The organism is Microcoleus sp. Pol1C5 (assembly GCF_036701115.1).
In the GTDB taxonomy this organism is placed as follows: domain Bacteria; phylum Cyanobacteriota; class Cyanobacteriia; order Cyanobacteriales; family Microcoleaceae; genus Microcoleus.
Genome location: NZ_JAUBQE010000005.1, coordinates 153060 through 177023, shown reverse-complemented (window position 1 = coordinate 177023; position 23964 = coordinate 153060). Strand labels below are relative to the sequence as shown.

Below are 23964 nucleotides of genomic sequence, written 5' to 3'. Positions count from 1 at the left end.
GATGTCGTCATAGTTGGTTTTAACCTTTGTGGTAGTGGATAATGACAGAACTTAGAAAGAGAATGAGAACGAATTAGAAAGTTTTTTCGTAGTCATTTATAGTGTAGAGGAGATTAATCTCAGTGTCAATGTTGCTATTTTCATTCTTGTTATGAGCAGCACTTTAATGAAACGATTCCAGGTCAACAGGTTTCCTCCCCTGCGATCGCATTTCCGTAAGCCAAAGCTTTTATACTAAAAGGGCGACGCGACCATTTTAGTATAAAAACAGATATTAAGGTCATAAAAAAGCTGGCATCAATTTATTTATTTGTGATTCCATCTTCCAGAGACTTATATTTTGAGCCATCAGGCATAACAGCACCTGTGAGCAAAGCACCACTCAGATCAGAAATGCTAACTTTAGCACCTTTGAGATTTGCACCACTTAGGTAGGCACTCTTCAGGTTAGCACCACTCAAACTAGCATTCGTCAAATTGACACCGCTCATATTTGCGTTACTCAAGTCCGCACAAATTAAATTAGCGCCACTGAGGTTGGCACTACTGAAATTAACCTGACTTAATCGAGCAAAACTCAGGTTGGCATGACTGAGAGTAGCGCCACTCAATTTAGCCTGACTGAGGTTAGCATTATTGAGGTTAGCGTGGCTCAGATTAGCATTACTGAGGTCGGATTCACTCAATTTGGTGTCACTGAGATTTGCCCGGGAGAGATTAATATCTATTAACTCTGCACCAATAGCATCCAAACCTCTAAGAGAAACACCATCCTCATTCAAATCTTGGAGTGCCAGAATTCTTGCATAGCTAACTTTTACGCCGTGTGCTGCATCAACTATACTCCAAGCTTGGTAATGAAATTGCTTCCGACGATCCGGAGCTTCCTTAATGAATAAAATTAAAGCAACGACCATACTAAGAGCATCAACACTCTGCAAAACCTCTCCAATCAGAGAATTATCATCCGCCGCCACATAAATTATAATGAACAGAACTGCTGAAACACTAGCCACTAACCAGGCGGGTTGTGTCCAAAAATTATCAATGAATTTTCCTAAAATTCCTTTGAGAACTTCACCCAAGCGGTGAATGAGTGATTGACCCTGAAATTGCTGATAACTATCAGTTATTTTCGAGAGCATTTTTTGGATAACTTCACCATCCAATTGAATAGATACTAAAGGCTTTTTCTCTTCCTCGGTTGGTGGCGCGATCGGCTTATATTCGTTCAGTAATTGTGTCTGTGATTCTTTTGGCTGATGGTGGGTGACATCTTTTTTATCTGCGACAACATTTGGTGAAGAATCTGCACCTGCGCCTTTTAACATCAAACCAGTAATTGCTCTGTAGGCATCTGTCCAGGCCAGCTTGACTTCGGGAGTCCAATCTTCTTGGAGAGACTGCTCAAAAGCCATCAGCAGTGCGTCTCCAACTGGCCCATAATATTTGGGAATTACCCCATAGCCGATGTGTCTGCCTCCCAAGGCATTGAGAACAGGCCCTAAAGCTTCTGGAGAGCGGAGATTTTCTACTACCAATACCAAAGCATTTATGAGCTTTTTTTGTTGCTTTTCTAAATCTATATTAGCAAACAGGGGTTTAAATTCAGGGTGAGCGATGAAGAGGTTTTCGTAGAAGCTAGCGGCAAATTCATCAGCACGAGGTTTAATCTTATCGAAACTGCTTTCGAGTACATCAACGGCTAATTTTGGCGGTGTTTCTGGAACGGGATCAAGTTCGTGGTTAGCTGCTATACTTACCTGTTTATCGGGAATAATCTCTGTTTCTAATGGAACTTCTTCAGGTGTAGAAACTACACCTGCGCCTTTTAACATCAAAGCAGTAATCGCTCCGTAGGCATCGATCCATGCTTGTTTGACTTCAATAGTCCAATCTTCCTGAAGATACTCCTCAAAGGTGATTAGTAGTGCTTCTCCAACTGCCGGGTAAGAATTGGCGATCGCTCCATAACTGACGTGTCTGCCTCCCAGTATGTTGAGAACTGGCCCTAAAGCCTCTGGAGAACGAAGATTTTCTACTACCAAAACCAGAGAATTAAGCAGCTTTTTCTGTTGCTTTGCCATCTCGGTATTGGCAAATAGCGGTTTGACTTCTGGATAAAGTTTAAACAGGTTTTCGTAGAAGCTAGCAGCAAATTCATCAGCACGAGGTTTGATTTTCTCAAAACTTTGCTCTAAAAGTTCAACATTTAAAGACATATTGTTGTTTCTCTCTTGAAAGTTGACTATGCCTTGTCTTTAGACAGGGTTTTTTAACTATCCCGATCTGATGAGTGCTGTTGATCGAGTGTGTGAAACCTGATAGTTTATTTCCTGACGCCAGGGCCAGATACTACAAACTTAAATTTTCCAACTCTTGCCGCAGGGTAGCCATAAACTCATCTGCATCGTTGATTCCCATTTCTCCTAAAGCTTTCCACTCTTCACTGGTGTAATCTAAATCTAGCCCCATCACGTCTTGAGTCCAATAGGGCAAATTAGATGGGTTTTCCATTAGGTCACAGGTTATTTTTAAGATTTCTGTTCCGGTCGTCTTTTTTCTAGCCTTTGTCGCTAAGCAAAAGGAGAGCAATTTCGCTAAATTACTTTCTGGTGGAATGGCTATTAGAAAAGCCATATTTTGTGCTAGTACAAACTTGTCTAAATTCATTGGATATTTTCCTCTTCCTAGTTTTAAGGTACTCACGCAAGTATTTTTTTGATCTCACTGAAAACCACAGGACTTACATCGTCGAATTTTATTATTTTCAAAGTCTTTGTAGTTAATGCAGGTAGCCGAAATTCCGTAAGTATTGCACCATCCGCTGCTGCCGAACAGAGAATTTCTATGGAATCAGGCAGTTGTATCAGCCATAAGAGAGCGCTTCCAGCGATCGCGTACCGATAAGGAATAATGGCGTCATGAATACTGCGGTAAGCCCAGTTGGCAAACAGTATAGCTTCTTCATTGACTTCATCCGAGTGAAACATCGAAATTGATACTCTTGCCTCATATTGAATTGTGGTGTCAATCACGCCTTCATGGCTGCCGGGTGTGACATCATGGGCATGAATGAGTTCCCAAGGAATACCCAAGGCATCCCGGTCGGGAGACCGATCGGGCAACAACACGCGATCGCGAACTTCCTTTGATTCATTGGGTGTAACTGCCAAATGCTCATTATTCCAACCAGTAGCAACGAGGCGTCCATCACGCTTTTTGACTTGGAGTATCTTGCCAATTACTTCGATGCGCTGGCAGACTTCTGGCAACGATTTGAGAGCGATTTTTGCCAGAGAGCGTTTCCTCAATAAATGTAAATAAAAGGGTAGAGTTGGTTTTCGGTTGGGAAATTTCCTAGGTTTTGTGCCTTGACTACCCCTACCCTAAGCAAAGATGTTATGGCTTATTGAGCCAAAGTTTAGATTTGAGCAACGTTAAGGTTAGCAACTAACCCATACGTTGATATGTACTCTTCTAATTCCGCTAAATCAACACTGCCATTTTTATCGCTGTCAAGAATGTTGAAAAGATAATCAGTGACGTATTTCCTGACTTCTTCAGAGCTGCGTTCGCCTGTTGTCATATCTTCGATTAGCCCTAACAACTCCATAATCTCAGTTCGATCGAGCGCCTTACTTCCATCCGTATCCAATTGCAGGAAAAGCTTTTTGATATCTTCTGTTACCACTCTCGAAGAACGCAGTGTTTCTCTCAGTATGTCATTGCCAAAAGAATTCATGAACAATATCTGTTCGATGAGTGGTATGCAGAAGAACCCCAGCGCTGCCCAAAAAATTGCATATTTTACGGCTTCGGGATTTGCTGTTGCACTAACTCCGATGAAAAGAGCCGCCCAAAGGAAAAAGTTTGGATTCACAAGCAGGATATAAGCATCACGAGCTTCTGCCTTGCTAAGCTTGCCCTTCGTAAATGCTGAGGTTAATACAGCCAAAACGCGCATCGAGACAAACACTAAAGTTGCAATTGCTAGTTGTTGCAGACAGGCTAGCGAGCGGTTCGGATCGGTTGAAGAAAATAGATCCGAAATGAAGGTTGAGGGAGTAAACTGAAACCCTGTTGCCAAGGCCAGGAATGCGACAGCAAGCACTCCGATGAATTTCCAGTTTTTACTGTGGTGGTTTGATTCAACCGGGGATTTGTCGCGCCAAAACTGGGCGATCGCACCCGGTATTGCCAGACCTACAATTAGAATGATGCCGAAAAAGATCAGGCTGTCAACGTTAATGGGTAAATTGGCAACCTTCAATGTAGCCAAAAGCGCCAGTGGAGCAACGATTGATAGCGTTCTTGACAATAAAGCCGACGGATAAAGATTGCCGCCCCAAAGCACGGATAAAACTGGGGAAGTAAGGGCTGGGGGAACCATCCAAAACAGCACCCACAAAACTTTGTACAGATCCGCTTCGCTCTGATACAAAAATCCAGAAAATATTAAAAATAGCCCAACTGCCCATCGCACTGCCATCCACCCGTAAACTAGATACTTCACAGTAGAGGTTACTTTGCGTTTACTCGCTGCAAAGTCAATGTCTAGATAAGTATAAAAAGTTGAGGCGGCAAGACACGCAACGATTATTGCTCGAAATAGGACTGACGGAATCCCTGCTTCTGAGGTGCTGATTGCCCTTGCTAAGCTTCCCAGCAAAAAGGCGGCGGCATAGATCAAAATCGCCCACATAATTGAAAGATCGTTGATCTCTTTTCGCACAGAAGCCGCACCACCAGATTCCTTGTCGCGAAACTTCACGAGATCCACACCGCTGAGAGCTTTGCCATTGGGGAGTTTCAGGTGTTTATAAGCTGTCGGCGGTAGACCGCTTAAATAAAGTGCTAGAGGCTCCAATACATATTGATGGCACACTACTAGAATTGTTTCACCGCGTTCCAAGTGCGGTACTATTTTGTCTTCGTAGAAACGGGCAGCGCGAGAGTAAACTTGGGCAATCTTTTCGCCAGCCGGAGGTGCTTCGTTATGTGAATGCAACATTTCCTCGAAGCCTTCGTAGCCCAGTGCTAGACGCAGCAGATTTAGGTTGCGCCCCGCAAAAATGCCAAAGGATTTTTCACTAATTCGATGGTCGATTTGAACGGGAGTATCGGGCGACTTTAGTGCCTGACTTTCAGCAAGGGCGATTTCACAGGTTTGCCGTGCGCGTCTCATGTGGGAGACATATACTGCGTCAAACTTTGTACCTTTTTTCTTCAGGTCAACACCTGCACGTCGCGCCTGCAATCGGCCAAAGGATGTGAGGTCAACATCCAGAACTCCTGCAAAAATGTTGCGTTCGTTACTGGTACTTTCACCGTGCCGAATAAAGTAGACACGTCCTAGCTGTTCTGCATTGAATTCTTTGTGTGAAGCTGCAGAAGTTTTTGTGGCTGCATCCTGGAATTTACTTGTAACTTCGATCGCTCCATTTTCGGTACTTTCTACCTGGTCATCTAAGTTTCTAGTGTTCATTATTTACTTTCACTACGCCTTAAACAGGATTTAGATTCTTTTCCAAAATAGAAGTTTCAGACTTTTAAGTCTGACGAGTTAACGACCAAAGCACTCTGCTACGAAAGCAAGGTCTTGAACCGTGCTGAGTATAGTCTGAGCCAAACCCCTCAGAGCCTATCAACACTCACTAATTGCTCAGGAGCGATCGCACAACTGACAACAGGAACAATACCCAAATCTTCAACGAATCGGGGGCAAAATTTTAGATAAAGAAAGCCCAGCTCGCTCTCGCCCTCCCAAACCAACAGATCCTTGAGATGGACAACAGCTTAAGGGTGAGTTTAGGGGATCGCTCGTGAATCTAACTAATAAGTTTTGTACAAAACCTGGCCTGTCACTTGGAGAAATATCCATTTTGCGCCTGCATGACAGCCAAAAAGATTATGCTAGAATCCATCAATACGCAGTCGTAGGTTGGGCACGGGCCGAGAAGAGCAATCTTCTTGCAGTCTAGGGGAGGTTGTAGGTCAGCCACCATTTGGGTCTTCCCAGTTGAAAGCCACCCTGCAACATGAGCCTGGAATCTGCAACCGCAGCCGAGTGCGGCAGATAGGTTGGGAGTGTCGCGCTAGAATAAGCAGTACGAGTTAACACTCGAACACAAACGCTCGTTGTGCGAGCGTGACCTCGAAACGGGCACATAGCAGCAGGTGATGGGAATAAATCATGTTTGAACGCTTCACAGAAAAAGCAATAAAAGTAATCATGTTGGCCCAGGAAGAAGCTCGCCGCCTGGGTCACAACTTCGTAGGGACAGAACAGATCCTCCTGGGTCTGATCGGTGAAGGAACCGGGGTTGCAGCAAAAGTCCTCAAATCAATGGGCGTCAACCTGAAAGACGCGCGCATTGAAGTGGAAAAAATCATCGGGCGCGGTTCCGGCTTCGTAGCAGTCGAAATTCCGTTCACCCCCCGCGCCAAGCGGGTTCTAGAACTATCCCTAGAAGAAGCTCGCCAACTCGGACACAACTACATCGGCACTGAACACCTGCTGCTGGGCCTGATCCGCGAAGGTGAAGGAGTAGCGGCCAGAGTCTTAGAAAATCTGGGAGTAGACTTGTCGAAAGTCCGCACCCAAGTGATTCGGATGCTGGGAGAAACCGCAGAAGTCGCAGCCACTGGCGGCGGCGCTCGCACCAAAACTCCAACTCTCGACGAATTTGGAGCCAACCTTACTCAAATGGCGGTCGATGGCAAACTAGACCCAGTAGTCGGACGCCAAAAAGAAATCGAACGGGTAATTCAAATCCTGGGTCGCCGCACCAAAAATAATCCGGTGCTGATTGGCGAACCGGGAGTTGGTAAAACTGCGATCGCCGAAGGTCTCGCCCAGCGCATTGCTAACAACGACATCCCAGACATCCTTGAAGAAAAGCGCGTCGTCACCCTCGACATCGGCTTGCTCGTCGCCGGTACCAAATACCGGGGCGAATTTGAAGAACGCCTCAAAAAAATCATGGACGAAATCCGCACGGCGGGTAACGTGATTTTGGTGATTGACGAAGTGCACACTTTGATCGGTGCAGGTGCGGCTGAAGGGGCGATCGACGCAGCGAACATTCTCAAGCCGGCTTTGGCTAGAGGTGAGCTCCAGTGTATCGGTGCTACGACCCTCGACGAGTACCGCAAGCACATCGAGCGCGATGCAGCCCTAGAGCGGCGCTTCCAGCCCGTCATGGTCGGCGAACCCACCGTTGACGAGACGATCGAGATTCTCTTCGGTCTGCGAGAACGCTACGAACAGCACCACAAGCTGAAAATCTTGGATACAGCCCTCGAAGCTGCAGCCAAACTCTCTCACCGATACATCTCCGATCGCTTCCTCCCAGACAAAGCAATTGACTTGGTAGACGAAGCTGGTTCTAGAGTTCGCTTGATCAACTCCCAACTGCCCCCCGCAGCCAAAGAACTTGACAAAGAACTGCGCCAAGTCCTCAAAGATAAAGACGAAGCGGTGCGTTCTCAAGACTTTGACAAAGCCGGCGAATTGCGCGATCGAGAAATGACGATCAAAGCCGAAATTCGCGCTATTTCCCAAGCCAAAAAAACCGACTCGGCCCGCACCGGCGAAACCGACCCATCGCCAGTAGTCACCGAAGAAGATATCGCTCAAATCGTGGCAAGCTGGACGGGCGTCCCGGTAAACAAACTGACCGAATCCGAATCCGAAAAGCTGCTGCACATGGAAGATACCTTGCACCAGCGCTTGATCGGACAGGAAGAAGCAGTGAAAGCCGTTTCCCGCGCCATCCGTCGCGCTCGCGTTGGCTTGAAAAATCCCAATCGCCCGATCGCCAGTTTCATCTTCTCCGGGCCCACCGGCGTCGGCAAAACCGAACTCACCAAAGCCCTAGCCGGCTACTTCTTCGGTTCCGAAGACGCGATGATTCGGTTGGATATGTCGGAGTACATGGAACGGCACACCGTCTCCAAACTCATCGGTTCTCCTCCGGGCTACGTCGGCTACAACGAAGGCGGCCAACTCACAGAAGCAGTCCGCCGCCGTCCTTACACCGTCGTGCTGTTCGACGAAATCGAAAAAGCCCACCCCGATGTCTTCAATATGCTTTTGCAAATATTGGAAGACGGCCGCTTAACAGATGCCAAAGGTCGCACCGTGGACTTCAAAAACACGCTGCTGATCATGACCTCAAACATCGGTTCTAAGGTGATTGAAAAAGGCGGCGGCGGCCTCGGCTTCGAGTTCAGCGACAACCAAGCCGATGCTAATTACAACCGCATTCGTTCTTTGGTTAACGAAGAACTCAAAAACTACTTCCGCCCCGAATTCCTCAACCGACTCGACGAAATTATCGTCTTCCGCCAGTTGAACAAGGAAGAAGTCAAGGAAATCGCGGTCATCATGCTCAAAGAAGTGTTCGGTCGTTTGACAGAACAGGGAATCACCCTGGAAGTGACCGAAAAATTCAAAGAGCGGCTGGTAGAAGAAGGCTACAACCCCAGCTACGGAGCCCGGCCCCTGCGCCGCGCCATCATGCGCTTGCTGGAAGACAGCTTGGCTGAGGAAATCCTTTCTGGCCGCATCAAAGACGGTGACACCGCTGTTGTGGATGTGGGCGAGGACGGAATTGTTAAGGTGCTGCAAGGTCAAAAGCGGGAATTGCTGCCCCAAGGCGCTGAGTAAGTTTGAGTAAGTGCGATCGCGAGTTAAGTTTGGAAATAACCAATCTCGTAATCGCAAACAACTCAAAATCCTCACATAAAAAAGGTAGAGAATTTAAATTCTCTGCCTTTTTTATGAGTTAATATCAAGAGGATAGTTATGGCATAAAGCTTTGATTGATAGGGAAACCGCAGATGCAACGCAGATGCTTTTCAAGATTGTTTGCGAATGCCTGCACTTCACGTCTAGTAATTAACAGCGACATACTTCAATGGTAAGCTGGATAGCATTTAAATTGTATATTTTGGGCGGGTTCGCGTGCCCAGCTCGCTCATGGTTGGATTATTTCTTGAGATGCAATTTAAATGCTGAGCGAGCTTAATCAGATAATTAGTGGCAACTATATAGCGAGGACTTTCATGACATCTGAAAAAAAGAAATTGGGTACACAAGTAGCAGAAAATCCGCCTGAAAGCTGGTGGCAGAAAGCGTGGAAGTCGCAGCGAGAAAATCTTCAGATAGTGATTATTGCTTTGAGTTTAGCAATAGTGATTCGAGCCTTGGTCGCCGAACCGCGCTACATACCCTCAGATTCTATGGTACCCACTTTGCACGTGGGCGATCGGGTCGTCGTCGAAAAAATCTCTTACTACCTCGAACCTCCCAAAACAGGTGACATCGTAGTATTTGCCCCTCCCGAAAAGTTGCAAGAACAAGGCTTTACCCAAGACCAAGCATTCATCAAGCGGGTAATTGGCTTACCGGGTCAAACCGTCGCCGTTAAAAAAGGTTTAGTTTATCTCAACGATAAACCCCTCGACGAAAAATATATTGCCGAACCTCCTAAATACCAGTGGGGGCCTTATCGCGTCCCAGACAATGAATACTTCGTGATGGGAGACAACCGCAACAACAGCAATGACTCCAGCAGGTGGGGATTTTTACCTAAGCAGAACATCATCGGCCGCGCTGTCGTGCGATTTTGGCCTCTAGAACGCATCGGTCAAGTTTGAAGTCAGTTGACAGTGTGACTGTTGTCATCGCCAGCCCAATGCCCTGTTTGGCCAATGCCCATCCCTTATGCTGTACGGAAATTTCTACTTATTCTTGTGCCTTAAGGGGTAGGGACTTCCTCCGGCAACTGATAAAATGGTACAAAAAGCAGAGGGATTTCTCGCCTCGATCAAAATTAGTTGAATATTAAAAAATTAGGAAAGCTATGGGATTTTTTGATTCAGAAATTGTTCAGCAAGAAGCCAAGCTATTGTTTGAAGACTATCAATCTCTCATCAAACTAGGTGGCAGTTACGGCAAATTCGATCGCGAAGGCAAGAAAATGTTCATCGCTCAGATGGAATCAATGATGGAGCGCTACCGTATTTTTATGAAGCGCTTTGAGCTGTCGGAGGACTTCATGGCTCAGATGACTGTAGAGCAGTTAAAAACACAGCTCAATCAATTTGGTATCACGCCCCAGCAAATGTTTGAGCAAATGAACTCAACGCTGGAGCGGATGAAATCTGAGCTGGAAAAACAATCCTAGGGAGCAGAAGGAAGAAGGAAGAAGGAAGTTCGGCAACGGATTCTGTAACGGATGTAACGGATGTAAGGGATGTCAGGAAGAAGGAAGAAGGAAGAAAAAGAAAGTATTCCCCATGCCCAATCCCTAATGCCCAATGCCCAATGCCCAATGCCCAATGCCTAATCCCTAATGATTAATGACAAATGACTGATAGTTAAGGTCGCTCAAAAGATGAAGCAGGTTTGAAACTTTCTGCGGGAACTCCCTCCAAAGCTTGGCTCATAAAATCACGCCAAACAGGGGCGACAATAGTACCGCCAGTAGCACCGTAGCTCATCGGTCTGTAATTGTCGTTGCCCATCCAAACAGCCACCGACAACTGCGGCACGTAACCCACAAACCAGATATCCCGTTCTGACGAAGTTGTACCAGTTTTCCCAGCAGCCGGTCGCCCAAGCTGAGCAGCCCTTGCCGTTCCGCTGCTAATTACCCCTTGCAGGGCGCTGTTGACAGATGCCGCAGCCCAGGAATTAAGAACTAATTTGGGTTTTGGCGTATTGTCGAGCAAGACGTTGCCACTGCTGTCAGTGACTTGCACGATAAATGTGGTGTCAGAATGCCAGCCGTTGTTCGCAAAGGTAGCAAAAGCTCCGGCCATTTCTAAAGGAGTGAGGTCAACGGCACCCAATGGCAAAGAAATCACCGGTTCCATCGGACTTCGGATGCCGAGCACGCGGCAAATCTCAATCACTTTATTCAATCCGACTTCTTGGCCAAGCTTGACGGCGGGAATGTTCAGAGAGACTTCCAAAGCTCTGCGGATGCTGACTGCACCGGAGAAGCCACCGCCGTAGTTTTGAGGGTAGTAGTAGCCGTCGCCGTCGCGGTAGCCGACAGGGGAGTCGTATACAACTGAATCGGGGCTGTATTTGCCGCTAGCAAAGGCAGCGTAGTAGATAAAAGGCTTAAAAGAAGATCCGGGCTGGCGGCGTGCTTGAATGGCCCGGTTGAACTGACTCTTTTCGTAATCGACGCCGCCCACCATTGCTTTGACGAAGTGGGTGCGGGGATCGACGGCGGCTAGGGCAATTTGACCTTCCTCGCGATCGTAAAACAGGCCTTGGTAGTAAAGCCGATTGTGCCACGCTTTGACGGTTTCTTCGGCTATGCGCTGCATTTTGAGGTCGATCGTGGTTTGAACGCGCATTCCTCCCTTAACCACGGCATCTCGCCCAAAACGCCTTGTCAGTTCCTGAACTACGGCTTGTGTTACGTAAGGAACTTGAGAGCCACCAAAAGAGGTAATTTTGCCTAGCTTAATTTTTTCCTCGCGGGCAGCAGTCTCTTGGGCGGGCGTAATCCATTTAAGATCCTTCATGCGGCCTAAAACGAGGGTTTGCCGCTCTTTTGCCAACTTGTAATTGACGAAAGGACTGTATTCTTCGGGGGCAGAAATTAAGCCGGCCAGCATCGCTGCTTCTGAAAGAGTCAAATTACTTGCTGACTTGTTGAAATAGCTTCGAGAGGCTGTCTCTACGCCATACAAGTTGTGACCTAAGTAGATTTGATTCAGGTATAGTTGCAGAATTTGGTCTTTGTTGAGAATTTGCTCCAAGCGGATAGACATTACCGCTTCAGCTACCTTGCGACTAAATTTTGACTGGGGAGAAAGAAACAGGTTCTTGACTAGCTGCATAGTCATAGTCGAGCCCCCTTCCACGGTTCTACCTTTCTCTAGGTTAACTAGGAGAGCTCGGGCTATCCCGCCGGGATTGATGCCTTTGTGGGTAAAGAAGTTGCTATCTTCGATCGCCAGAACAGCTCGTTTCAGGTGCGGGGAGATTTGGTCAAGGGGTACGACATCCCGGTTGGCTTCGTCGTGGATGCTGGCTAGGGGCTTGCCGTTGATGTCGTAAATGTGAGTAGTTTCTGTGGGAGAGTAAGTTTGCAAGATCCGAACATCTGGCAAATTGCGGAAGCTGATCGCTAAGCCAACCAGTCCACCAGCGACTACGGAACTGGCAAGCATTGTCATGCTGAGTATAGTTCCGGCGGTCACTTTACTGACTGACTGAACAAACTCGAATACGGGGGCTGAGTTTTCCGTGTTATTGCGGACTGCGTTGGTTGACACGTGGATTTCACTTCCTCACTCGATTTGGGGTTTAAGACTTTTAATTTTAGATGCGAACCCTAAAGACTGTCAGTCGATTTTAGATTTTAGATTTTAGATTTTAGATTTATTCCACAGATGAATCTGGGGGTTTGAACAATAGTCTAAAATTTGGGGATCTCCACGACTGTTGTCGGGGGCTGGTATCCGTTTTTAGGCGGGGTCAGCTAATGAAAGCCGGTCAGCTTTGGGATTATAGTAGCTTGATAGTTATGTTTTTATGCGTCAACCAGTGAGTGTAACTAATTCTGCTGCACTTTGGCAAAATATGATGGACGATCGCTCCCCGATGATAACTCCTAACCTTTCAGCGCTTTACCGCGGCGTCAGCGAGATTTTTCCAGATCGACCTGATTCTAGCAACCCTGACGAAAATTTAGCCCAACTGCTGGCAAAAGTCGATCGACCTTTGCGCGTCAAACTCGGAATTGACCCGACAGGGAGTGACATTCACTTGGGACACAGCATTTGCGTCCGCAAGCTGCGGGCTTTTCAGGATGCCGGTCACACAGCCTTACTGCTGATCGGAGATTTTACCGCAAGAATTGGCGATCCGACAGGGAAGTCGGAGATGCGTAGCCAGTTGACGGCCGAACAAGTGGCGGAAAATGCCAAGACTTATTTAGACCAAGTGCGTCCGATTCTAGATTTTGACACACCAGGACGTTTGGAAATTCGCTACAACTCCGAGTGGTTGTCGAAATTGGACTTGGCGAAGATTTTGGAACTGCTGAGGACGATGACGGTGCAGCAGATGCTTGCTAAAGAGGGATTTGATAATCGGATGCAGCAGGAAAATGCGATTTATCTGCATGAGTTTCTGTATCCGCTAATGCAGGGTTACGATTCGGTGGCTTTGGAAGCGGATGTGGAGTTGGGGGGAACCGACCAAAAGTTTAATATTGCGGTGGGGAGAGATTTGCAGCGGCATTTTGGGATGAAACCCCAGTTTGGTTTGCTGATGCCGATTTTGATCGGCACTGACGGGGTGCAGAAGATGTCGAAGTCTTTGAACAATTATGTGGGTTTGTCGGAAGACCCGCTGACGATGTATTCTAAGTTGGAGAAAATTGCTGATAGTTCGATCGCCCAGTATTTTGAACTATTGACTGATTTGCCACTTGATGAATTGCCAGAAAATCCGCGAGAAAAACAGAAACTTTTGGCTGTGGATGTGGTGCGCCAGTATCGGGGGAAGGAAGCGGCGGACCGCGCACAACAAGATGCAATGGCGCTGGTTAAAGGTGCTGCTGGACAAGCTGATGCTGTGGCGGAGTTTTCTTTGGCAAGTGTGCAGTTTCCGGCTAAGTTGTTTTATATTCTGAGTGCTAGCGGGCTTTGTAAAAGCAGCGGTGATGCCAGGAAGTTGATGCAGGGCGGCGGGGTGAAGTTGGAGGGCGATAAAGTTTCTGATGTTAACCTCACCTTTGAATCACCTGCTGAATTGGAAGGTAAGGTTTTGCAGGTTGGGAAGAATAAGTTTGTGCGATTGGTGTCTTGAATCTCTTTTTTAACCGCAGATGAATACTGAAGATGAACGCTGATAATCGAATTATTGTTGCTTTGGATGTTTCCAGTCAAGAAGAGGCGATCGCACTTCTGGACAAACTGCCTGATGTATCTTTCTGGAAAGTCGGTTTGGAACTGTTTGTGAGTTCCGGGCCGGGGATTTTGGAAATTTTAAAACAGCGGGAAAAGCGGATTTTTCTCGATTTGAAGTTTCACGATATCCCGAATACTGTGGCTGGTGCTTGTCGGGCTGCTGCTAAGTATAATGTGGATTTATTGACGATCCATTCTACTTGTGGTAAAGAGGCTTTGAAAGCGGCACAGTTGGCTTTGACTGAAGGGGCGGCGGCTGTGGATAAACCGAGTCCTAAGTTGATTGCAATTACTCTGTTGACGAGTTTGAATTCGCGGCAGTTGGCTTTTGAGTTGAAAATACCTTTGGAGTTGCCAGAATATGCTTTGCACATGGCATTGTTGGCTAAGGAAACGGGTTTAGCTGGGGCTGTTTGCTCTCCGCAAGAAGTAGAACAGTTAAGAAGGAGTTGCGGGGATGATTTTCTGTTAGTTTGTCCCGGTGTGCGTCCGAAATGGGCCGATGGAGGCGATCAAAAGCGATCGATGACTCCAAAGGCGGCTTTGAAAGCTGGTGCGGATTATCTGGTGATTGGGCGGCCAATTACTGCTGCGCCCGATCCAGTGGCGGCTTTTACCCGTATTTGTGAAGAGTTGGAGTAACAATAGAAATGTTGTTTTTTACCGCCGATAAAAGCCGATGAACGCCAGTGTAATTTTATCTGCGTTTATCTGTGTTTATCTGCTGATATCTGCGGTTGCAACTCCGACTTTGGCAGTTAATTTTCTGACAAATCATACTAACAGTATCAATGCAAGTCGGTATGGTTTGTTAGTGCGATCGCCCTGTCCCGCTGATTTAGAAACTTTGGTCGATCGCCTGTTGCAAGATTTGCCGAGTTATGCTAATCGCGTAATTGTGCGATCGCACTTTTCTCCTAACACTAACACACCGCCCGGTTACGCGCTGCCGCAAATAATTTTAGCCGGCCGCCCGGAGTTTGAACCGTTACCTTTGAATTTTGAAGATGCACTTCCTGAAAATGCTAGTCAAGTTTTCATTACTACTTTGGAACGGCAGTATCGCGGGGATAAACGAGTTGAAATTCAGCAATATCATTGGCTGTTTTTAACTAAAACCGAGAACGGGTGGGAATTAGTAAAAATTGTTTCTAGGTTGGATACTGCGGCGGATGTTCGTCCGTTGTTGCGGCGGGAGGGGGTGAAAAGCGAAATTGCTGAGGCGATTCGTTTGTGGTTGCGAGATTGTCGTGCAAAAAATAAGTTGTCTCGCAACTAAATTGTATTTTCGGGCGGGCGAGACGCCCACCCTACATGAAATAATTTTTATTGTGGAACAGGCCTCTTGCCTGTTCCTGACAGAGGTATCAGAAAATTCACGAATTTTCTGTGGAGGGATTTACCGTGGGGTGCGGGCGGGTTTATGAGATTATCTGTTTCCGGCAATTATAGTTGGTGAAACCCGCCCATACAAAGCACAAACAAAAAATTATTACAATTGCTATTTTAATTCATCCAGTTTAGCTTTTATTGCCTGCATATCTTGCCACATATACCATTTCGGAGTTTCCGGTTCGCGGGAGGGGTTTCGCAGCAAGTAAGACGGGTGAAAAATTGGCATACACAAACGATTTTCCCATTCAATCCATTGACCTCGGATTTTACTAATAGGCCGCTTGTCGCTTAGCAAACCTTTGAGGGCTGTTGCACCAGTTAATAAAATGATTTTGGGGTCTAAGATGCGAATTTGTTCGAGCAAGTATGGTTTGCAAGCTTCGATTTCTTTTGCTGTCGGAGGGCGGTTGTTGGGAGGGCGACATTTGATGACGTTGGCAATGAATACGTCGGTTTCTGCACTCAATCCCACGGATTCTAAAATCTTATCTAACAGTTTGCCCGATCGCCCGACGAAGGGCAATCCGGTTTCGTCTTCGTTTTGTCCGGGCGCTTCTCCCACAATCAAAATTGAGGCTTGAGGATTGCCACGCCCGATGACAGCGTGAGTGCGCGTATTGCCCAATTCGCAGCGGTAGCAGCGGTTGCAGTGCTCGCCGATTTGTTCCATATTTTGATAAGTGCCGGGAGGAATGGGAATTTTGGCATTTGCTGGTATTGAGTCTGTTTGGAAAGTGGCACTTTGATTGTTGTCAAAAAGGCTTAGTTGCAAGTCGCTGGACATACATTTTACAATTAGGGAGATATTTTGGAGTCTAGAGTTTATAGTTTAGATCGGGTTTGGTGATTTGAGATTGGCTAGATGCTTGTGTGCGATGCTGTCGATCACACAATCTCAAATTAACACTGGCACAATCTCCAATTGTTTGGTTGAGCTCGTACAGGCAAAAATATGTTCTCTAACCCGTTTTTTGACGATCGCGCCGATGCAGGCGAAAAACTGGCCGAGGCAGTTGTGGACGAGTTCGGCAAGTTGAGTTTAATGACACAGAAGGCGGTGAAACCGATTGTTTACGCCTTGCCGCGCGGGGGTTTGCCCGTTGCTGTGCCGATTGCGCGCCGCTTGGGCTGTCCTTTGGATGTGGTTGTCGCCAAGAAAATTACTCGCCCAGATAATTTAGAATTGGCGATCGGGGCTGCAACTGCTGACGGTCACGTCCTCTGGGAAAAGCAAAAGCAGCACAATTTACGCTTGCAAAAATCAGCATTGCCCCGGGCTCAAAATAATGCTCAATCTCTGCTGGCAGATTTGTCTCCTGGACGCCCAAATATCAGCGCGGCTGGGGCTTTGGCGATTTTGGTAGATGACGGCATTGCTACGGGGATGACGATGGCTGTGGCGGCTAAGGCTTTGGAGTCGCAGCAACCGATGGCTTTGTGGATTTGTGCGCCTGTCGCCCCGGTAGAATTGATGGGATTTTTGGCCGAAATGGGCGATAAGTCGATTATTTTGGAAACCCCAGACCCTTTTTACAGCGTCAGTCGCTTTTACGGGCAATTTGCGCAGGTTGAGACGGCGGAGGCTTTAAGGTGTTTGCAGCAACAAACTGAATGGCGATCGTAGGTTAAGCTAGAAGGCTAAATCTAAAAGCTCGATCGCTAAAACATGAGACCTTGGCAATATTGGTTGGACACTTTGATTCTGTCTACTCAGCACAATCCGCCTCGCTTTGTTGAGTTGGTAATGTTGACTTTGGCGATGATTTTGCTCGGGCTGTGGAGTGTAACATTGCAGTGGCAGTATTTAACGCTGTCTCTGAGTTATATAATTGGTTCGTCTTTTTCTATTTTGGTGCGGGAATATCTCGGCCCGCGACCTCAATTTCAACTAACTCATCTGACAGCATTGTTGTTATTAATTATCAGTTTTTATAGTTTTGCTGAACTGATTAGGTAGTTAAGGCAGTTTTGAGTTTTGAGTTTTGAATGGTAAGTGCTGGTTTTATACCCAGTCCGCCTTAAATATCCCCTTGATTTCTTAACCACTCTGAGTTCGGACGAGAAGCAAGTGTAGTAGCGATTGAAATCGCCTAGTCTTCTCTACAGTCTCTACGGCTGATTGGATTGATGTAAAATTATGCGGTTGCCCGCAGGATCGAAGGCATAGATTTCTAGACCGTGAGCAGCTTTGATAATTTCTCCGTTGGGCGGATAACCTAAAGCCCAAATTCGGGCGATCGCATTTTCGATATCGCTGACTTCCAAACACAGACTCATGCCTGTTTTTGCTCGATTTGCAAATTCTGATTTGTGGGAATCTTTGGGTTTGAATATGCCGATTCTTAAGCCGGGGAGTTGAAATTCAGCATAAGTATTGGGAATGTAAGGGTTGGGTTCTATGTCGAGAAATTTTGTGTAAAATTTAACAAGAACTTCCTTATCAATATCTGCTAAAGTCACTAGGGCTGCGCTGTATTGGAAACTCATATAAATGGGGAATGGGTAATTGGTAATATTATAACTTTTTATTTATTTAAAATCCTCCAATTCGTCCGATTATCTGGATTTTACCTTGTCGATCGCTTTTGAGAATCACAGCTTCGCCGCTTTGCGGTACAATATCAGTAATCGCCGTAATATTCACTTGATGAGTTACCATAATAATCGCGCCTTTTGTGTTGCGGTTGCCAACTATTAATTTGCGAATTGTCGCTGTTTGTTGGGCTTCTTTGCTGCTATCGCTAAAGAACGAGTTCAATGCTGGGAACGGTTCGACTTTGCCTATATTTATCAGTTTTGCTGTTTCCAAACACCGACACCACTGACTCGATAAAACTCTGGCCACTTTGATGTTGCGGTTGCGAAATTCGGCTCCAATTTGCTTGGCTTGAGTTCTTCCCTGTACTGATAAATTGCGCTGGGTGGAACAGTCGCCTAACTTAAAGTTAGCAGGATCTCCAGTACCTGGGGCGATCGCGTGTCGCATTGCTACCACCAACCCCGTCTCCCCCCGCTGCAACAATTGCCACCCTGCTTGAGTTTGCGCGTTGGTTGCTGCGTCAGAACTGGCAGTTGCAATCATTAAGCCGATCGACAATACTAAAGCTACCGATCCGAAAAACCATTTCCAGTTGAGGTCAATCCGCGCAGCCATTGGTGCAGAAGTTAGAAATTAACTTATCATATTATAATACAACAAATATTGCTCTATGGAACTCACCAATTTTATTGCTCTGTCTGTCATTATTGCCCTCGTGCTGGGGATTGGGTTTGGAACAATGACTTGGGCTTACTTCGGCAAGGGCAGCATTTCTGTACTCTTTAAAGAACCAATTTTAACTTACCCAGAATTTCCAGATACCGACAGCGGCAGTAAAGCTTCCGTTTATTTTCAACAAGGAATTGAGGCTTATCAGTCAGGAAAGTACCGCAAAGCAAAAGATAAATTTACCAGCGCTGTAGAACAAGTTTCAACTTTAGCAGAAGCTTACCACAATCGCGCCTTGGCTTGTGCGAATTTGCGATCGGATGAGGAGGCCGTTGCAGATTTGATCCGTGCCAGCGAATTATACCAACAGCAGGAAGCTGGATTTGCGATCGACACGATTAAACAAAATCTTGCCGCATTGAAGCAGCGCAAATTAGAACGAGAAAAACAAAAAGCAGTAGCGACATAAATTATTATGTTCGGTCAGTGGAACTAAACCAAAACCTAGAGTTGTGGCCTGAAAAACCCGGTTTCTTTGTGGTTGGGAGAAACCGGTTTTTTTTACAGAAGTTTTATTAAATTGGAAAATCAAGATTTAACCTTCTCCAGTTCAACTAAATTGTTCTGGAAGCTTCTATTTGGTCGATTTTAGCAATCATCATTTCTCGGCTAGGTGCCACAACTCGATAATTAGTAATGGGATCGTAAGCTTCCCACTCTTGAGTCACTTCGCTGTCTTGCCACAAAAACCATTCCCGGTAAATTTCGCCGTCATCAATGTCGCCACACAATGGCAGCCAATCATCTCCTCCCAAATTATCAAAATCTCCTCCTACTAAATCAATCCAAGCTGCAAGGATACAAGAGTCAATAGCATTATTGTTAACAGCAACGGTGTTATATTCAATAGAAGTCTCGGGAAAACAAAGTGTGGATTTCATAAACTGTACCTGAATGTTATGTTATTAATTTATAAAAAAATCCTCTAGGTGAGTGACCGCAGAATGCCACTATCCTAACCTCCACAGTTCCCACCTCGAAAAACCTTGACACCCAAAGCGCTCAAATGCCTCTGCTTTATGACTTGAGACCGCTTTGAGTCAAGTCGCTAGACAGGCTAAATTGAGCCACTTTGCCAAGTGGCATACAAGAAAGCCCGATCGATAAAATATGGCTGGCGAAGGAGCTCGCGCATTGAGGAGCGAAGACAGCGCGACTGCCAATTGTATACTTGGTAAGTTGGCGAGTTTCAGTACAGTTTTTGTGATAAAATTAGCTCTGAGCGGACTTTCGTACCGACAGCCTGGTTTGGTCAAAAGCTTTGCAACGAGCTTTCCAATCGTAGTGCGATCGCCCGTTGTGATTTATTGTTAATTTTGCCAAGTCCCGATCGACTGTTAGGGAAAAAAAATTATGCAAGCAACCAACCAAGAAAGAATTATCGATCTGACAATCCACTATACAAACGGCAAACAGCAACACTTCCAGTTCAGTGCACCAGAGGGAACAGTAGGAGAGCAAGCAACTTTAGGCACTCGCCTGCACAAAATGTTGACGGCAGACCCGATAATTCTCGAATTGGCAGATAAACTCGTAGTTATCCCAGTTCACAACATACAAAGTATTGAAATATCGCCGATTCCTTCCAAATTGCCAGAGGGTGTCCTTCACCCAATGCGAGAAATCCAGAAATAGCTAAGGTGTTCTGCATCTAAATTCAACTGAAAAGGCGGGCAAAATGCCCACCACACGCAAGCTTTTAATAAACAGCAATGTCCCAATTAAAGGCGCGAAAACTTATTAGAGCTAACAGATTGAAATTACCCAAAAACTTGTCGATCGCAGGGACGATATATGTCGCGTGAGTGAGGGGAATAATTGCAGATTTTACAGACTTTAACTTACCAGAAAAAATGCTAGAGCTCCACTGTCACACTACTTATTCCGACGGCACTCTCACCCCTGCCGAACTCGTAGCCGCGGCCGCGTCCTCCGGGGTTCGCGCCTTGGCAGTCACCGATCACGATACGATGTCGGGCTGGGATGAAGCCTTCGCCGCCGCTGCTTTGCACGGTATCGAAATAGTCCCCGGACTCGAACTCAGCACCGTTCACAACGGCCGTTCGCTGCACATTTTAGGTTTTTATCCCGATGCAAATAAGTTGCGAGTTCCTTTGAACGATCGCCTGGAAGGACGGTTTCGCCGATCGCAGGAAATGGTCGAAAAATTAGCAGCAATGGGATACGCGATCGAACTGCCAAAAACATCCCCAGGAATGGCACCGGGAAGGCCTCATATTGCCTCTGCGCTGGTAAAAGCCGGTCACGCGAAATCATCGCGGGAAGCATTCGATCGCTGGCTGGGAGATGACGCCCCGGCTTATGTGCATTACGAGAAATTCTCGATCGTCGAAGGCATCGATTTACTGAAGAGTTGTCGCGCAGTACCAGTTTGGGCTCACCCTTATTTATTTCGCGGCGGCGCTGTTGAGGAAGTCTTAAAAGAATTAGTAGATGCTGGTTTAATGGGAGTTGAAGTATACCATCCCAGCCACAGTTCTAGCCAAATCCAAAAGTTGAAAGATTTGTGTCTTCATTACGGTTTGCTGGCAACTGGTGGCAGCGATTATCACGGCCCCGATCCCGAAAGGAAAGCAGCAGATAGCACCCAATTGAATATGCTGCATTTGCCGTTAGAATTGCTCGAACCGATTAAAGTTGCGGCGGCGAGTTTGAAATAGTTTTTTAGGACGAATTTTGCCGACCTATACAGTTGTCAAAAAAAGGAATCGTTTACTTTTTGAGTGAGGAATTTGCACGAAGCAAGTCCTTAGAAGAAGACCGAGGTCAAGCAGAATATAAATTAATATGAAGTTAAAGGCAATTGCAGGTGAGTTGATTTTACAATGTTACTAAAGGAACTTGCCAAACGGAGCTTATTATGAGTGCAGAAGACAGAGCAAAGGCGATCGGCAAAAATTTAGAAGGCAAAGCTCAGGAAATTTTCGGTAATATCACGGGCAACAGAAAAGACCAGGTTGAAGGCAAAGCCAAACAAGCGGAAGCCTCCGCCCGCCACGCAGCAGAAGATGCTAAAAATGCGGTGAAAAATCTGGCAGATCAAGCCAAAAGGTCGATCGACAAATTGTAGAAACTGCGTTCTACCAAATCTTGGCTAATAGAATTCGCTTCATATCAAATCCTTTGCTATCAATAGGGTTTGATATGATTTATTTTGGGAATTTGCATAAAATTGGGTGACTCCTGCGACATCTCTTCAAAAGCGCAATGGAGAAGTCCCTATAATTGTTAATTTTACACCGGGTTAATTTCGTAGTAAGGACTTCAGTCCTTATCGCATTGCCTTTACGAAAAATTTTTGCTCAACTCTGCATAAAGCCGCCAAAACCTGCGATATCAGAGTATCCACACGCAAAAACTGGACTATGACGAGACATAATACCCCCGTCGAACCCTTACCAGGTTTAGTTCCTGTAGCCCCAAGTTTCAACTTGTTGCTTCCACCCACGGGTTGGGAACTCAAACCGATTTCCTTGACTTTGTTACTGTTGGCAGGTTACAGCCCTATTTTCCCTGGGATAATCGAATTATCTCGATGTCATCCGAACGTGCCTGTGAACACCGACGAACAGTTACGCCAACTTCTACAACTCTTGAAAGACTCGCCAGAGGCGAGTAAGGAACAAGAAAGACTCAAAAATAAATTGTGCCAACTCATTCCCCATTTGCCCGGAATTCGCAAGAATCGCGATGCCAATCCTAATATTGATTTTGACGGCGCAGTGAATGAGGCCTATGGGGGTTTTTTCAAAACGCTGCCGAGATTTTTTCGGGAAATTGACCTCGATAATATCGCTGATGATGCGTTGCAAACCAGAGTGGTTAAGCGGTTCAATACAATTGTCAAACGCAAAGTATATGACCAATACAGCAAGTTAGAGCGGCAGCCTTTTACTTTTAGTCTGGATGCTCCAACTAAGAGCAAAACAGGTGAAGAATTTGATTCTGAAGGAGCGGCTGATGATACTACGGTCATAGGAATTGAGCAACTGATTGAGCAAGAACAAGTTAAAAATAAGGATCGCATCGGCCGCAAACTATGGCAGTGTATTGAAGACGATCCGACGGGAGAACTGCGAAACAGTTATCCCAATGAAAAAATAGATAAGACTCAGCCAAACACTCCCGAAAATCGTCGCCCTCGACCGGATGCCAATTGTCACATACTGGCAGTGCGATTGCTGCTGAAAGACCCTCCTGATAAATTATCGGTAATTGCCAGAGAGTTAAATATTGACTATCAAACTCTCAACTCTCACTGGAAAAGAACAGGTTTTGAACTCGTCAAAGAGATTGGCAATAGAATTGCTAAAGAATGTGGATATCAACCGGAGGAATAATGGTGAATAGCATGGATACTTATTTGTTACAAATTCCTCTGGAGCAAACTGCCCGCAATTTAGCTCTGCAATTTGCTTCAGAGCAAGCTAATCCGCAAAAAGGCAAGCGGGTTTATTTCAATACCCTGGCGGTTTGGGCAGTTAACTATTTTTTGGAATGGATGGAAATGGAAACCGATATTGATGGCGGTGATAGTTGGAATCCAGCAATGCGGGCAGTTTTGGATGTCGGCGATTTGGTTTTGCCGGGGATTGGCAAGATAGAATGCTGTCCGGTTCAGCTTGGAGAATCGGCGATTTCTCTGCCGGAAGTGCGAGGAAACCGCATTGCATATATCGTCGTTCAGTTTGCCGAACCTTTCGATAAGGTGAAACTTTTGGGCTTTATTCCGGCTGTGGAAATTCATGATGAAATTCAAGAGATTTCTCTAACTAATCTCAAACCCCTTGAGGAATTGTGGGATTATTTGGATCGAATTGAGTTGGCGATTCCGCTGTTGCAAGGTGAAATTGAAGAGTTGCTATCTGATTTGGGAGAAGATGACCCCGTACAAGCACAAGTTCGGGAGAATTTGCAAAACAAATCTATTTCGGAAATTGTGGCAATTTTGAATAAAGTTTTGCACAGTAGTGAGAAATCTGACTGGGGATATGAAGGGGGGAAGGCTTTAGCGGCAAGTGGTTCTAGCAGTGGAGGTTTGGGAAATAGAGATATATCTTTCTCTCGTGATAAATCTTCACCTGTTGAGAAAGCTTCAGATATTGAGGAGGATGTGAAAGCGGAACTGAATCTAATTGCTGAAGATTTGTTGGAGAAGTTGGCTGAGATTTGGGGAGATGGTGATGATTTTGCCTTGTCATAAATCGGCAATCTCCCAGAAATCTGGATAAATTTCCATGACTTGTAGATACTGTCTTGACCTGTCAAGGGGTATCTACAACATTCCCAAGACAAATATCTAGAATTTTTCAGGAATCTGCATAATTCTA

At 46.0% G+C, this 23964-nt stretch carries 23 protein-coding genes; 14 read left to right on the top strand and 9 right to left on the bottom strand.

Annotated elements, in window-relative coordinates:
* Nucleotides 1–302: 302 nt before the first annotated feature.
* The 4 genes from QUA23_RS04770 to QUA23_RS04755 all read right to left on the bottom strand — a co-directional run bounded on the left by QUA23_RS04770 (nt 303) and on the right by QUA23_RS04755 (nt 5488).
* Nucleotides 303–2222 carry a pentapeptide repeat-containing protein gene (locus QUA23_RS04770; protein ID WP_333074021.1) on the bottom strand — a complete coding sequence of 640 codons (1920 nt, stop codon included), beginning with the start codon at nt 2220–2222 and terminating at the stop codon, nt 303–305.
* Nucleotides 2223–2355: 133 nt separating this feature from the next.
* On the bottom strand, nt 2356–2673 hold the full coding sequence (locus QUA23_RS04765; RefSeq protein WP_333074022.1) for a hypothetical protein: 318 nt from the start codon (nt 2671–2673) through the stop codon (nt 2356–2358).
* 32 nt (nt 2674–2705) lie between these two features.
* On the bottom strand, nt 2706–3314 hold the full coding sequence (locus QUA23_RS04760) for a hypothetical protein (RefSeq protein ID WP_333074023.1): 609 nt from the start codon (nt 3312–3314) through the stop codon (nt 2706–2708).
* Between the two features lie 110 nt (nt 3315–3424).
* Nucleotides 3425–5488, bottom strand: coding sequence for a histidine phosphatase family protein (locus QUA23_RS04755; RefSeq protein WP_333074025.1), 2064 nt, complete (start codon nt 5486–5488; stop codon nt 3425–3427).
* A gap of 708 nt (nt 5489–6196) precedes the next feature.
* On the opposite strand from QUA23_RS04755, the gene QUA23_RS04750 reads away from it, so the two are divergent.
* The 3 genes from QUA23_RS04750 to QUA23_RS04740 all read left to right on the top strand — a co-directional run bounded on the left by QUA23_RS04750 (nt 6197) and on the right by QUA23_RS04740 (nt 10196).
* Entirely contained in the window at nt 6197–8674 is a 2478-nt protein-coding gene (locus QUA23_RS04750) for an ATP-dependent Clp protease ATP-binding subunit (protein WP_006632591.1), read from the top strand.
* 398 nt (nt 8675–9072) lie between these two features.
* Nucleotides 9073–9666 carry a signal peptidase I gene (gene lepB / locus QUA23_RS04745; RefSeq protein ID WP_333074027.1) on the top strand — a complete coding sequence of 198 codons (594 nt, stop codon included), beginning with the start codon at nt 9073–9075 and terminating at the stop codon, nt 9664–9666.
* 206 nt (nt 9667–9872) lie between these two features.
* Nucleotides 9873–10196 carry a DUF1825 family protein gene (locus QUA23_RS04740; protein WP_015176373.1) on the top strand — a complete coding sequence of 108 codons (324 nt, stop codon included), beginning with the start codon at nt 9873–9875 and terminating at the stop codon, nt 10194–10196.
* Between the two features lie 193 nt (nt 10197–10389).
* On the opposite strand, the gene QUA23_RS04735 is transcribed toward QUA23_RS04740, so the two are convergent.
* The gene (locus QUA23_RS04735; protein ID WP_333074029.1) at nt 10390–12309 is read right to left on the bottom strand and encodes a transglycosylase domain-containing protein; all 1920 of its coding nucleotides are present in this window, start codon (nt 12307–12309) and stop codon (nt 10390–10392) included.
* A 307-nt stretch (nt 12310–12616) separates the two neighbouring features.
* Between QUA23_RS04735 and tyrS the strand changes: the two genes are divergently transcribed.
* The 3 genes from tyrS to QUA23_RS04720 are packed head-to-tail and all read left to right on the top strand — an operon-like array spanning nt 12617 to nt 15229.
* Nucleotides 12617–13849, top strand: a complete 1233-nt coding sequence (gene tyrS, locus QUA23_RS04730) for a tyrosine--tRNA ligase (protein WP_333074226.1) — start codon at nt 12617–12619, stop codon at nt 13847–13849.
* A 32-nt stretch (nt 13850–13881) separates the two neighbouring features.
* The gene (gene pyrF / locus QUA23_RS04725) at nt 13882–14592 is read left to right on the top strand and encodes an orotidine-5'-phosphate decarboxylase (RefSeq protein ID WP_333074031.1); all 711 of its coding nucleotides are present in this window, start codon (nt 13882–13884) and stop codon (nt 14590–14592) included.
* A 37-nt stretch (nt 14593–14629) separates the two neighbouring features.
* Nucleotides 14630–15229: a hypothetical protein gene (locus QUA23_RS04720; protein ID WP_333074034.1), complete on the top strand. Its 600-nt coding sequence runs from the start codon at nt 14630–14632 to the stop codon at nt 15227–15229.
* A gap of 222 nt (nt 15230–15451) precedes the next feature.
* Here QUA23_RS04720 and QUA23_RS04715 read toward each other — a convergent pair whose 3' ends face one another.
* Nucleotides 15452–16129 carry a uracil-DNA glycosylase gene (locus QUA23_RS04715; RefSeq protein ID WP_190661265.1) on the bottom strand — a complete coding sequence of 226 codons (678 nt, stop codon included), beginning with the start codon at nt 16127–16129 and terminating at the stop codon, nt 15452–15454.
* A 168-nt stretch (nt 16130–16297) separates the two neighbouring features.
* Here QUA23_RS04715 and QUA23_RS04710 point away from each other — a divergent pair, with 168 nt between their 5' ends.
* A complete protein-coding gene (locus tag QUA23_RS04710; protein ID WP_333074035.1) occupies nt 16298–16969 on the top strand; it encodes a phosphoribosyltransferase family protein in 672 nt (223 codons plus the stop codon).
* A 42-nt stretch (nt 16970–17011) separates the two neighbouring features.
* Nucleotides 17012–17302, top strand: a complete 291-nt coding sequence (locus QUA23_RS04705) for a hypothetical protein (RefSeq protein WP_333074037.1) — start codon at nt 17012–17014, stop codon at nt 17300–17302.
* Nucleotides 17303–17454: 152 nt separating this feature from the next.
* On the opposite strand, the gene QUA23_RS04700 is transcribed toward QUA23_RS04705, so the two are convergent.
* Both QUA23_RS04700 and QUA23_RS04695 read right to left on the bottom strand, forming a co-directional pair.
* The gene (locus QUA23_RS04700; RefSeq protein WP_333074039.1) at nt 17455–17832 is read right to left on the bottom strand and encodes a VOC family protein; all 378 of its coding nucleotides are present in this window, start codon (nt 17830–17832) and stop codon (nt 17455–17457) included.
* 46 nt (nt 17833–17878) lie between these two features.
* The gene (locus QUA23_RS04695; RefSeq protein WP_333074041.1) at nt 17879–18499 is read right to left on the bottom strand and encodes a histidine phosphatase family protein; all 621 of its coding nucleotides are present in this window, start codon (nt 18497–18499) and stop codon (nt 17879–17881) included.
* A 55-nt stretch (nt 18500–18554) separates the two neighbouring features.
* On the opposite strand from QUA23_RS04695, the gene QUA23_RS04690 reads away from it, so the two are divergent.
* Nucleotides 18555–19022, top strand: coding sequence for a hypothetical protein (locus QUA23_RS04690; RefSeq protein ID WP_333074043.1), 468 nt, complete (start codon nt 18555–18557; stop codon nt 19020–19022).
* Nucleotides 19023–19167: 145 nt separating this feature from the next.
* Here the strand turns inward: QUA23_RS04690 and QUA23_RS04685 are convergent, their stop codons facing one another.
* Entirely contained in the window at nt 19168–19494 is a 327-nt protein-coding gene (locus QUA23_RS04685; protein WP_333062717.1) for a hypothetical protein, read from the bottom strand.
* A 472-nt stretch (nt 19495–19966) separates the two neighbouring features.
* On the opposite strand from QUA23_RS04685, the gene QUA23_RS04680 reads away from it, so the two are divergent.
* The 5 genes from QUA23_RS04680 (at nt 19967) to QUA23_RS04660 (ending at nt 23837) form a co-directional block, all read left to right on the top strand.
* Complete coding sequence (locus QUA23_RS04680; protein WP_333024816.1) at nt 19967–20248, top strand: hypothetical protein; 282 nt, start codon at nt 19967–19969, stop codon at nt 20246–20248.
* A gap of 218 nt (nt 20249–20466) precedes the next feature.
* Complete coding sequence (locus tag QUA23_RS04675; RefSeq protein ID WP_333074045.1) at nt 20467–21294, top strand: PHP domain-containing protein; 828 nt, start codon at nt 20467–20469, stop codon at nt 21292–21294.
* A gap of 200 nt (nt 21295–21494) precedes the next feature.
* Nucleotides 21495–21704: a CsbD family protein gene (locus QUA23_RS04670; protein ID WP_333074046.1), complete on the top strand. Its 210-nt coding sequence runs from the start codon at nt 21495–21497 to the stop codon at nt 21702–21704.
* Between the two features lie 295 nt (nt 21705–21999).
* Nucleotides 22000–22974, top strand: a complete 975-nt coding sequence (locus QUA23_RS04665) for a hypothetical protein (RefSeq protein ID WP_333074047.1) — start codon at nt 22000–22002, stop codon at nt 22972–22974.
* Complete coding sequence (locus QUA23_RS04660) at nt 22974–23837, top strand: DUF1822 family protein (protein WP_333093767.1); 864 nt, start codon at nt 22974–22976, stop codon at nt 23835–23837. The genes QUA23_RS04665 and QUA23_RS04660 overlap by 1 nt, the downstream gene beginning before the upstream one ends.
* The last annotated feature ends 127 nt before the right edge of the window (nt 23838–23964 follow it).

Coding starts and splice junctions, on each gene's coding strand:
- pyrF (WP_333074031.1), top strand. CDS start 13,882: ATGAACGCTGATAATCGAATTATTGTTGCTTTGGATGTTTCCAGTCAA.
- QUA23_RS04685 (WP_333062717.1), bottom strand. CDS start 19,494: ATGAAATCCACACTTTGTTTTCCCGAGACTTCTATTGAATATAACACC.
- QUA23_RS04715 (WP_190661265.1), bottom strand. CDS start 16,129: ATGTCCAGCGACTTGCAACTAAGCCTTTTTGACAACAATCAAAGTGCC.
- QUA23_RS04765 (WP_333074022.1), bottom strand. CDS start 2,673: ATGAATTTAGACAAGTTTGTACTAGCACAAAATATGGCTTTTCTAATA.
- QUA23_RS04700 (WP_333074039.1), bottom strand. CDS start 17,832: ATGAGTTTCCAATACAGCGCAGCCCTAGTGACTTTAGCAGATATTGAT.
- QUA23_RS04665 (WP_333074047.1), top strand. CDS start 22,000: ATGACGAGACATAATACCCCCGTCGAACCCTTACCAGGTTTAGTTCCT.
- QUA23_RS04750 (WP_006632591.1), top strand. CDS start 6,197: ATGTTTGAACGCTTCACAGAAAAAGCAATAAAAGTAATCATGTTGGCC.
- QUA23_RS04680 (WP_333024816.1), top strand. CDS start 19,967: ATGCAAGCAACCAACCAAGAAAGAATTATCGATCTGACAATCCACTAT.
- QUA23_RS04705 (WP_333074037.1), top strand. CDS start 17,012: ATGAGACCTTGGCAATATTGGTTGGACACTTTGATTCTGTCTACTCAG.
- QUA23_RS04670 (WP_333074046.1), top strand. CDS start 21,495: ATGAGTGCAGAAGACAGAGCAAAGGCGATCGGCAAAAATTTAGAAGGC.
- lepB (WP_333074027.1), top strand. CDS start 9,073: ATGACATCTGAAAAAAAGAAATTGGGTACACAAGTAGCAGAAAATCCG.
- QUA23_RS04710 (WP_333074035.1), top strand. CDS start 16,298: ATGTTCTCTAACCCGTTTTTTGACGATCGCGCCGATGCAGGCGAAAAA.
- QUA23_RS04660 (WP_333093767.1), top strand. CDS start 22,974: ATGGTGAATAGCATGGATACTTATTTGTTACAAATTCCTCTGGAGCAA.
- QUA23_RS04740 (WP_015176373.1), top strand. CDS start 9,873: ATGGGATTTTTTGATTCAGAAATTGTTCAGCAAGAAGCCAAGCTATTG.
- QUA23_RS04675 (WP_333074045.1), top strand. CDS start 20,467: ATGCTAGAGCTCCACTGTCACACTACTTATTCCGACGGCACTCTCACC.
- QUA23_RS04770 (WP_333074021.1), bottom strand. CDS start 2,222: ATGTCTTTAAATGTTGAACTTTTAGAGCAAAGTTTTGAGAAAATCAAA.
- tyrS (WP_333074226.1), top strand. CDS start 12,617: ATGATGGACGATCGCTCCCCGATGATAACTCCTAACCTTTCAGCGCTT.
- QUA23_RS04695 (WP_333074041.1), bottom strand. CDS start 18,499: ATGGCTGCGCGGATTGACCTCAACTGGAAATGGTTTTTCGGATCGGTA.
- QUA23_RS04755 (WP_333074025.1), bottom strand. CDS start 5,488: ATGAACACTAGAAACTTAGATGACCAGGTAGAAAGTACCGAAAATGGA.
- QUA23_RS04690 (WP_333074043.1), top strand. CDS start 18,555: ATGGAACTCACCAATTTTATTGCTCTGTCTGTCATTATTGCCCTCGTG.
- QUA23_RS04720 (WP_333074034.1), top strand. CDS start 14,630: ATGAACGCCAGTGTAATTTTATCTGCGTTTATCTGTGTTTATCTGCTG.